This window comes from Achromobacter ruhlandii, from assembly GCF_002082135.1.
Lineage (GTDB): Bacteria > Pseudomonadota > Gammaproteobacteria > Burkholderiales > Burkholderiaceae_B > Achromobacter > Achromobacter ruhlandii.
The window spans coordinates 4818080-4828817 of record NZ_CP017433.1 but is presented as its reverse complement, the minus strand read 5'-3'; the positions used below and the strand labels follow the sequence as shown (position 1 = coordinate 4828817).

The window sequence follows — 10738 nt, the reverse complement described above, 5'->3', positions numbered from 1 at the left end:
AATGTAATTGTGGTCGATAAATAATTCTATATCTAATTTTTTTTCATTGCAGATATTAATTTGTTTCAATAATGCTTCTTGCTCATTTGAATTTATTTTGCTTTTAAATTCATTGAGAATTTCATTTAATTGAGGAGGTTTTTTATTGGGTACTGACACTTTGTGCAACATATTTAATTAAATTTTCATTGGCAATAATTTAATTGCGGTTAAATATATTTTTCAGTTTCTGTGATGGTACGACTACATACACCTGAGGAACAATGCCAAAGAGCGATTTTATGAGTCACTGCTCCTTATTAGTGGGGCGGTTTCAACTCCGAAGTGCAACGCCTGCACTCCAGGTAAGTTGCACAGATGACCGCCCGATACACGCACTTGCAGCCAGAAGATCGCCTGACGCTGGCGTCGCTGCACCAACAAGGCTTCAGTCAGCGCGCGATGGCGCGGCTGCTCGGGCGCAGCCCCAGCACCATTGGCCGCGAACTCAAGCGTAACCGCAGCAGCGCTGAGGCTTATGCTTTAGCAGCCTGACCTGTGCAGAAACCGCTGGGTCAATACAAGAACAGAGTGCGATTCAAAGTACGATAGTGCCCTCATAGCGTTGCTTGACACGATGTTTTTTTCGAATTGGCAAAGAAGTTCAAGCATTGTTTTTTTTCCGGGTATAGGTCCGGGTACGAATCTAATTTATCTGGGGAATTTATGAATAAAAACAAACACTTGGATTATTACTTCTTGTTCAACGTCTGACGCAGTCGATTGGCAGCTTGCTCATTGGGCGGCTGTCGGAATGCTGCGGAGGAACGCGGCGCGGTATAGAAGAGATTTGGCCGTGGGCCGCCGCAGCGAAAGGGCTGAGGCGGCCTTTTCTTTTGCTGACTGGGGTATTACCTGCGGGAAGCCATTCCCTTGTCGTTCGCGTTTGCCACGGTTCGAGCCTAGAAACAGGGTAATTGATGAATAAATAGGGTAATTTCCCTTGTTGCCAATTTTTGAGGGGGGATCGGTCGATTCCTTACTGCAACCCTCCTGCCATGCCCGCTGTAGAAGATTCCTCGTGACCTATTCGCAGATGCTGGGACACAGGGTTTCCCGGCCAAACCCTAGACTACAGAGTGCCGACGTCTCGCCCAACCGGCACCAATGATGGATATTGAAGTGACAAGTACTGAACAAAAGATCGAGCGATTTATCAGCATGCTCGAAGCCATGGGCGGTTCCTCCGGGAACCAGCGATTGCGTGAAGCATTGGGATGGCAGGAATCCACCTACGATGGCATCAAGCAGCAATTGCTCGATGCAGGCCGGATCATTCCTGGCCGAGGACGTGGCGGCTCGGTTACCCTGTCCGCAATAGCCCATGCTGTCGATCAAGAATCGGCGACTCAGGCGGAGGCTCGTGAAACCACAGTGGCGCACCTGAAAACCAAGGCGAAAGCAGATCCGTCATCGCAGGATAGAGCGGCTGCTGCCCCTGCCGCGAAGACGCTTGCCGTACGCAACGGCGTTGTCAAGAAATCCGATCTCTATAGCTCAATCTGGGCATCGTGCGACGAACTGCGCGGTGGCATGGATGCCAGCCAATACAAGGACTACGTCCTGTTCATGCTGTTCATCAAGTACATCAGCGATAAGTACGGCAACAGTGATGACTTCGCCCCGCCGGTGGTTATCCCGCCCGGTGCATCATTCAAGGACATGGTGGCGCTCAAAGGTGATCCGGAAATCGGCGACAGGATCAACAAACAGGTTATTCGCGAACTGGTCGAAAAAACAGCAAACTGGCCTATAGCGACTTCCCTGACTTCAACGACCCCAACAAGCTCGGCGAAGGCCCAGCCATGGTCGAACGGCTGGGCAACCTGATCGCCATCTTCGAAAAGCCCGAGCTGAACTTCGCCAACAACCGCGCTGACAACGACGACCTGCTCGGCGATGCCTACGAATACCTGATGCGCCACTTCGCGCAGGATTCGGGCAAGAGCAAGGGCCAGTTCTACACGCCGTCCGAAGTCAGCAGCGTCATCGCCCAGGTGATCGGCATCTCGCGCACCAACACTCGGGCCTCCACCACCGCCTACGACCCAACCTGCGGGTCGGGCTCGCTGCTGCTGAAAGTGGCCGCCGAGGCGGGCCGACAGATCACCCTGGAAGGGCAGGAAAAGGACGTGACCACCGCCGGTCTGGCGCGGATGAACATGATCCTGCACGACTTCCCCAGTGCCACTATCCTCAGCGGCGACACGCTGGTGAACCCCAAGTTCAAGGATGTCGACCGCTCAGGCAAGGAACAATTGCGCGCCTACGACTACGTGGTTGCCAATCCGCCGTTCTCCGACAAGAAGTGGTCCACCGGTCTGAACCCGACCAACGACCCCTACCAACGCTTCACCTGGGGCGAACCGCCCGCCAAGCAAGGCGACTACGCCTATCTGTTGCACGTCATCCGCAGCATGAAGGCTACCACCGGCAAGGGCGCGGTCATTCTGCCGCACGGCGTGTTGTTCCGTGGCAATGCGGAGGCCCATATCCGCAGGCAACTGGTGCGCTCTGGCATGCTCAAGGGCATCATCGGCCTGCCTGCCAACCTGTTCTACGGTACCGGCATCCCCGCCTGCATTCTGGTGCTGGACAAGGAAAACGCCAGCGCCCGCAAGGGCATCTTCATGATCGACGCCAGCAAAGGCTTCATCAAGGACGGCCCCAAGAACCGCCTGCGCGAGCAGGACATCCACCGCATCGTCGATGCCTTTCGCCGCAGCGCGGACGAGCCGCGCTATGCCCGCATGGTGCCGCTGGACGAAATCGCCAGCAAGAAGAACGACTACAACCTCAACCTGCCGCGCTACATCGACAGCAGTGAGCCGGAAGACCTGCACGACATTAATGCCCACCTCAACGGCGGCATCCCCGAGCGCGACATTGATGCCTTCGCCGCCGATTGGCAGGAAATGCCTGCCCTGCGCCAGGCGTTGTTCGAGGCCGAGCGTCCCGGTTATGCGCGGCTGCGCCAGCCGATGGCCGAAGTGCGTTCCATCATCCTCGCTCACCCGCAGTTCCAGCAATTCCGTAGCAAGGTCGAAACGCTGTTCGACAAATGGCGGCAAGCCGTCATGCCGCTGCTCACCGGCATCCAACCCGGCGACAAACCCAAGGCGCTGATTGCACAGGTTTCCGAAACTCTGCTCACCACCTTCCACGCTGCACCGCTGCTCGACCCCTATGATATTTACCAGCACTTGATGGACTACTGGGCCGAGACCATGCAGGACGACGCCTATCTGATCGCCGCCGATGGATGGGTGGCGCTGCCCCGGCGCATTGTGGAAACCGACAAGAAGGGCAAGACCAAGGACAAAGGCTGGACTTGCGACCTGCTGCCCAAGCCCTACATCGTCGCCCGTTATTTTGCCGACGAGCAGGCGGAACTGGACGCGAAACAGGCCGAGCTTGAAAGCATTGCCAGCCAGATCGCCGAACTGGAAGAAGAGCACAGCGGCGAGAATGGCGCGTTCTCCGGCTTTGACAAGATCAATGCCGCTCAGGTCAAAGACTGCATCGCTGAAATTGGTGATGACCCCGACAGCGCTGACGAACGCACCGTGCTCAAGCAATGGCAGCAGCTCAGCGCCCGCGAAGCCGCGCTGAGGAAAACCGTCAAAACGCTGGAGGCGGAACTCGACCGGAAAGCCCACGACCACTACGCCACCCTCAGCGAAGCTGAGGTCAAAACGCTGGTGGTTGAAGATAAATGGCTGGCCTACCTACAAACCGATGTGCAGCAGGAGTTGAATCACATCTCGCAAACCCTGGCCCAGCGCATCCGTGAACTGGCCGAACGCTACGACACCCCGCTGCCCAAGCTGGAAGGTTATGTGGTTGCCCTCAGTGCTAAGGTGGAAGCGCACCTGAAATGGATGGGGGCGGTATGGGTATGGAAGTGAAGCTGGGGTACAAGCAGACGGAAGTGGGGGTGATCCCGGAAGACTGGGACGTGAAGCCCTTACATGCGCTGGCTAATATTCGCTCAGGCCTTGCAAAGAACTCAAACACGACTGTATCTGATCCAATTCGTGTTCATTATCTTCGTGTGGCGAATGTCCAAGATGGTTTCTTAGACCTCACGAGCATGAGCCAAATAGAAGTCTCACGCAGTGATCTCAACCGTTTTTCCGTTCTTCCAGGTGACGTTCTCATGAACGAGGGTGGAGATCTGGATAAATTAGGGAGAGGTTCCATTTGGCGTGGCGAGCTTCAGCCATGCATCCATCAAAACCATGTATTTGTGGTGCGTTGTGGTTCGTTCGTTTCCCCGGAATATCTCACCCTCTGGTCTTCTGGAACCAAGGCAAGGCGGTACTTCCTTATTGCAGGAAAGCAAACAACAAACCTTGCCTCAATAAACAAAACATCTTTAGGAGAGCTTCCCGTTGTTCTTCCGACGCAGGACGAGCAACGCGCCATCGCCACCACCCTCAGCGACATGGACGCGCTGCTGGACGGACTGGATCGCCTGATCACCAAAAAGCGCGCCATCAAACAGGCCACCGTGCAGCAACTCCTCACCGGCCAAACCCGCCTGCCGGGGTTCAGTGGCGAGTGGGAGGTGAAGACGCTCGGTGATGTATTTTCAATTTCGGCTGGCAAGAGTAAGAGCGCATTTATTGCTCCTGCTGGAGATTATTGGATTGTAGATATGGGGTCTGTTTCTGTTGAAGGTCAACTTGTCGTATCGAAGACGACAAATTTTTGTGGCGATTTTTTGAAGCAGGGTGATCTCGTAATGCCAAAGGATGATATTGGTGGTGGCAACATCATTGGCAAGGTGGGTTTTATCGACGCCGATCATAAATATGTTCTTGGCGATCATGTCTACTGCCTAGATGCAAAAAAAGGGGATCCGCGATTCCTTGCTTACGTCATCAATTCTTCCCCTATAAACTGGGCGATCCGCAAAAAGGTTATTGGGTCGGCACAGCTTGGTCTTGGTCGCCGCAGCGTTGAGGAACAAGAGATTCCATTCCCTGATCTGACTGAGCAAACTGCTATCGCCAATATCCTCAGAGACATGGACACCGAGATTGCCGCCATCGAAGCCCGCCGCACCAAGACCCGTGCCCTCAAACAGGCCATGATGCAGGAACTTCTGACGGGCAGAACGCGGCTGGTAACGCCTGATGTCAAACCGGCTGGCGAGGTGGCGGCGCAAGTGGAAGGACGCAAGGCGAACGTCCATTTCCTGAGAAGCGTGCTGGCAGCCGAAATCATCGACCAGTTGCACGACCAACCGACCTTCGGTCACGTCAAGTTCGAGAAGATGATGTTCCTTGCCGAACACCTGTGTCAGGTGGATACAGGCTCTACCTACCACCGCAAGGCCGCTGGCCCATATGACAACCGGGCACTTCGCTCCATAGACAGCCAGTTGCAGAAGCAGCAATGGTTCGAAGCGCGCAAGCAAGACGGGCGTTACCAGTATGTGCCACTGCCGAAGCGTGGCGGTCACAAGCCCTACTTCGAGCGGCATTTCTCCGGGATCATTGATACCCTTGAGAAGATTCTGGGCACCTTCAAAACTGCCAAAACGGAGCAGTGCGAAATCGTCGCCACCTTGCTAGCGGCCTGGAGCGATTTGCTGCGTGAGAAAGGAACCGTCTCCGATGAAATGATCGTGCACGAGGTGCGGCACAATTGGCACGACGCAAAGCAACGGATACCTGAGGATCGCTGGTTGGCGGCTCTTGACTGGATGCGAAAGAAAGGTTTTGTGCCGAAGGGAGCGACATTGCCATGACTGACAGGCCCGCCTCACTAATTCCAGCCCCGCACGGCTACGCCGCCTGGCTGACCGACCTGAAGGGGCGCATTCACACTGCGCAGCAGCGTGCGGCGCTGGCGGTCAATCGGGAACTGGTGGAGCTGTACTGGCAGATTGGCCGCGACATTCTTGTGCGGCAGGCCGAGCAGGGTTGGGGCGCGAAGGTGATCGAGCGGCTGGCGCATGATCTACGCACCGCCTTCCCGGAGATGAAAGGTTTCTCGCCGCGCAACCTCAAGTACATGCGGGCGTTTGCTGAGGCCTGGCCGGACGGCGAAATTGTGCAGCAGGCTGCTGCACAATTGCCCTGGGGTCACAACTTGGTATTGCTGGATCGCCTGAAAGCGCCCACGGAACGCCTGGCCTATGCCCGTGCGGCCATTGAGCACGGCTGGTCACGCAACGTGCTGAATATCCACATCGAAACCCGCCTGCTGGAGCGTACTGGCAAGGCTGTCACCAATTTCGATCAGCGTCTCCCTGCACCGCAGTCCGACCTAGCCATCGAGTCGCTGAAAGATCCGTACCGCTTCGATTTTCTCGGCCTGGGCGAGGAAGCACAGGAACGCGAGATCGAAAACGCGCTGGTGCAGCACGTCACCGATTTCCTGTTGGAACTGGGCGCGGGCTTCGCTTTCGTTGGCCGACAGGTGTTGCTGGACGTAGGTGGCGAGGAGTTCTTCATCGACCTGTTGTTCTACCACCTCAAGCTGCGCTGCTACGTGGTGATCGAACTGAAGGCGGGCAAGTTCAAGCCCGAACACCTGGGGCAATTGGGCTTTTACCTGACGGCGGTGGATCGGCAGGTGAAGCACGCGCAGGACAATCCGAGCATTGGCCTGCTGCTGTGCAAGAGCAAGAACAAGGTGGTGGCCGAATACGCCCTGGGCGACAAGTCACAGCCGATGGGCATTGCCGAATACAAGTTGGTGGAATCCCTGCCGCAAGAGCTGCAAACCAGCCTGCCGACGATCGAACAGATCGAGCGGGAATTGGGCAAGCCTATGGATGACGGCACCGAGGAATGATGCGATGACCCAACCCATGCCGCGCTCCGAGCGCAACAGCCAAAACCGCGTGGCGCGGTTGTTCACCACCCCAGTGGCCGATGGCGGCCTGGGCTACGAACACCTGGGCAACTGGAGCAAGCGCGATCACAACCGCGCCATCGAAACCGAACTGCTACGCGTCAATCTGGCCGCTCGCGGATACTCGCCCGCTCACATCAACGCAGCCTTGCAGAAGCTGGAAGTCGCGGTGGATGTCACGGGCATCACGCCCTATCAGGCCAATCTGCGCACCTACCTGCTACTTCGCTATGGTGTGCCGGTGCAGATCGCGGCGGGTCAATCGCATGAGACAGTGCAGTTGATCGACTGGGCGCAGCCCGAGCGCAATCACTTCGCGCTGGCTGAGGAAGTGAGGCTACGAGGCGGGAGCACTCGTCGGCCGGACATCGTTCTGTACATCAATGGCCTGGCGGTGGCGGTGATCGAGCTCAAGCGCAGCTCCGTCGATGTGGGCGATGGTATCCGCCAGCTATGCAGCAATCAGGAAGAAGCCTTCAATCAGGGCTTCTTCAGCACCGTGCAGTTGCTGCTGGCAGGCAGCGATGCGCAAGGTCTGCGCTACGGTACCACTGGCACACCGGAACAGTTCTTCGTGCAGTGGAAGGACGAACAGCCGTCAGCCACGGCAATGGCGGGCGCGTTGCTGGATCGCCCGTTGGTTCAGCTGTGCGAGAAGGCCCGACTGCTGGATTTGATCCGCAACTTCGTGATCTTCGATGCGGGTTTCAAGAAGGTGCCTCGGCAGCACCAGTACCAGGGCATCAAGGCCGCACAGGAGCGCATCGCCAAACGCGAGGGGGGCGTGATCTGGCACACCCAGGGCAGCGGCAAGAGCATCCTGATGGTGTTGTTGGCCAAGTGGTTGCTGGAGCATGATCCGCAGGCGCGGGTGCTGGTAGTGACCGACCGCGATGAACTGGACAAGCAGATCGAAGGCGTGATGCGCAATGCCGGGGTGATCGGCGAGCGATCGGCTCGCCCTCGCATCACTTCACGCGCAGACTTCGTGCAAAAACTCGGTGCCACCACGCCGCGCTTATTGTGCGCGCTGATCCACAAGTTCGATGCGGCCGATCTCAAGGGCTCGCCACCGCCTATCCATGGGCGTTTCTACGTGTTCGTGGACGAGTGCCACCGTACCCAGGGCGGCAACATGAACAAGCAGATGAAGCGCTGGCTGACCGATGCCATCTTCATCGGCTTTACCGGCACGCCGCTGTTGCGTAAGGACAGGCAAACGACCCGCGATGTGTTCGGCACCTATATCCACACCTACAAGTTCCACGAAGCCGTGGCCGACAAGGTGGTGCTGGACCTGAAGTACGAGGCACGTGATGTGCCGCAGCGGCTGACCTCAGGCAAGGCCATTGATGCCTGGTTCGAGAAAAAAACGCGCGGACTGAACAACTTCCAGAAATCCATTCTGCGCAAGCGCTGGGCCACGATGGAAGAACTGATGAGCGCTAAGGAGCGCAAGGATCGCATCGTTGCCAATATCATCGAGGACTTCAGCCTTAAGCCTCGCCTGGATAATGATCGCGGCACGGCGATTCTGGTGGCGGCTTCGATCTACGATGCCTGCCATTACTTCCGGCTGTTTCGGAACACGCATTTCGGCACCCATGTGGGCATCATCACGTCGTATGAACCCAACCCGGCAGCCATCTCGAAGGAATCTGCTGGCAGCGACGAACGCTACAAGTACGACACGTACAAGCAGCATGTGCTGCGTGCCGGCCAGACCACCAAACAGTACGAAGATGACACCAAGCGCCGCTTCATCGAGGAACCGGCCAACATGAAGCTGCTGATCGTGGTCAGCAAGCTGCTCACCGGCTTTGATGCGCCCAGTTGCACCTACGTCTACCTGGACAATGAACTGCACGACCATAACCTCTTTCAGGCCATCTGCCGGACCAACCGGCTCGACGGTGACGACAAGGACTATGGCCATATCGTCGATTACAAGGAGCTGTTTGGTGACGTGCAACAGGCCATTGCGGTGTACAGCTCGGAAGAGTTGGACATCGATGCGGGCAATGGCGGCGACAACAACGTTCATCTGAAAAATTGGCTGGAGGAAGGTCGCAAGCAACTGGACGAAGCCCGCGAAGCGCTGCATTACCTGTGCGAGCCGGTGCCGCAGCCGCGTGAAGTTGAGCAGTTCATCCACTATTTCTGCGGCCGCGCCGGTGATCCAGAAGCATTGTTGGAAAGCGAGGCACTGCGCATTGCCTTTTACAAAGCGGTGGCGATTTATCTGCGAGCCTTTGCTGCCATCGCGCAAAATCTGGCTGAGGCGGGTTATTCAGACGCGGAAGCAGATACGTTGCGGCGCGAGGTCATCTTTTATGCCGATGTGCGTGGCTACATCAAAAACGCAAGCGGTGAAGAACTGGACATCAAGCCCTACGAGGCCGACATGCGCCACCTCATCAACACCTATATCCAGGCCGAGCCAGCACAGGTCTTGGGTGAGCTGGCCGAACTGTCTCTTACCGAGTTGATCATCGAGACCGGCATACACGACGCCATCGCCAAGAAGCTCAATGAGAAGGGCAAGCTGTCGAAGAATGCCATTGCGGAAACCATCATCAACAACGTCCGCAAGACCATCATTCGTGATCGCCTGACCGATCCACGGTTTTACGAACAGATGTCCAAGCTGCTCGATGACCTGATCCAGCAAAGCCGTGAAGGCTCCGAGGCTTATGAAGCATTCCTGAGCAAGGCGGAAGACATCCTGAAGAGGCACCGCGCGAAACAGCACGGCCTTGATGAGCCTGCCATGCTGCATGGCAATGCACGTGCGCTGGTTATTTATCGCAATCTGCCTGACATCATTTCGGGCGATCTGCTTCCCGATACGGATGCTGTGGTGAAAGAGCCACAGGCCGAATACGGAGACCCGCTGGCTTTGCTGGCGCTGAAAATCGATCGAGTGATGCGTGAAGAAGCCCCGGCCGGATGGCGTGGCGACGAGGCCAAGGAGCGCATCGTGCAGAATTTCCTGCACCCGTTGACCGGACGCAACCGTGAGGTCACGCTCAATCTATTCGGTTTTCTGAGAGATCAGGGGGGCTACTGATGGCGCAGACGCACATACGTCTGGGAGAGCTGGACATCGCCGTCACGTTCAAGACCGTGAAGAATGTCCATCTTTCCGTGCATCCGCCCCAGGGGGCGGTGACGCTGGTGGCCCCGATGGGCACGCGACTGGAAGTGGCGCGTGCTTATGCTGTTTCCAAACTGCGTTGGATTCGCCAGCAACAGGCGCAGTTACAGGCGCAGCCCCGCGAAACACTTCGCCAGTTCGTTACCAGGGAAAGTCATTACGTTTGGGGACGCCGCTATCTGCTCTCGGTGCTGGAGCGCGATGCCCCGCCTGTGGTGAAGATGGATCACCGGCGCATCACCTTGTCTGTACGCCCCGGCTCAGATGCAGCCAAGCGCGAAGCCATCTATCAACGATGGCAACGCGGTTTGCTACACCAGGCCATTGCGCCCCTGATCGAATACTGGGAGCCACGTATCGGTGTGAAGGTCAATGGCTACTTCCTGCAACGTATGAAGACCAAATGGGGTAGCTGCAATCATCGCCAGGCTCATATTCGGCTCAACACGGAACTGGCCAAGAAGCCTCGTGACTTGCTTGAGTATGTGATCGTTCATGAAATGATCCATCTGATCGAACCTACGCACAGTGAGCGGTTCATATTGTTGCTGGCCCAACACTATCCTGCCTGGCGGGATGCTCGTGCAGAACTGAATGCGCTGCCGCTGGGACAGACTGTTTGAAGCCAGGTCGCGCATCATGGATGGGGCAGGCCTTTGGTATCAACGGCCT

At 56.8% G+C, this 10738-nt stretch carries 6 protein-coding genes and 1 pseudogene; all 7 read left to right on the top strand.

Annotated elements, in window-relative coordinates:
• Positions 1–357: 357 nt before the first annotated feature.
• Positions 358–522, top strand: a pseudogene (locus AruCF_RS21905) (helix-turn-helix domain-containing protein); the annotation flags it as partial.
• Between the two features lie 624 nt (positions 523–1146).
• On the top strand, positions 1147–1869 hold the full coding sequence (locus tag AruCF_RS30000; RefSeq protein ID WP_254431144.1) for a type I restriction-modification system subunit M N-terminal domain-containing protein: 723 nt from the start codon (positions 1147–1149) through the stop codon (positions 1867–1869).
• Positions 1845–3947 carry an N-6 DNA methylase gene (locus tag AruCF_RS21900; RefSeq protein ID WP_254431143.1) on the top strand — a complete coding sequence of 701 codons (2103 nt, stop codon included), beginning with the start codon at positions 1845–1847 and terminating at the stop codon, positions 3945–3947. The genes AruCF_RS30000 and AruCF_RS21900 overlap by 25 nt, the downstream gene beginning before the upstream one ends.
• A complete protein-coding gene (locus AruCF_RS21895; protein WP_158324581.1) occupies positions 3938–5797 on the top strand; it encodes a restriction endonuclease subunit S in 1860 nt (619 codons plus the stop codon). The genes AruCF_RS21900 and AruCF_RS21895 overlap by 10 nt, the downstream gene beginning before the upstream one ends.
• Positions 5794–6849: a PDDEXK nuclease domain-containing protein gene (locus AruCF_RS21890; RefSeq protein ID WP_049076155.1), complete on the top strand. Its 1056-nt coding sequence runs from the start codon at positions 5794–5796 to the stop codon at positions 6847–6849. The genes AruCF_RS21895 and AruCF_RS21890 overlap by 4 nt, the downstream gene beginning before the upstream one ends.
• Before the next feature lie 4 nt (positions 6850–6853).
• Positions 6854–9979, top strand: coding sequence for a type I restriction endonuclease subunit R (locus AruCF_RS21885; RefSeq protein WP_049076153.1), 3126 nt, complete (start codon positions 6854–6856; stop codon positions 9977–9979).
• Complete coding sequence (locus AruCF_RS21880) at positions 9979–10689, top strand: M48 family metallopeptidase (RefSeq protein ID WP_049076151.1); 711 nt, start codon at positions 9979–9981, stop codon at positions 10687–10689. The genes AruCF_RS21885 and AruCF_RS21880 overlap by 1 nt, the downstream gene beginning before the upstream one ends.
• Positions 10690–10738 lie beyond the last annotated feature (49 nt).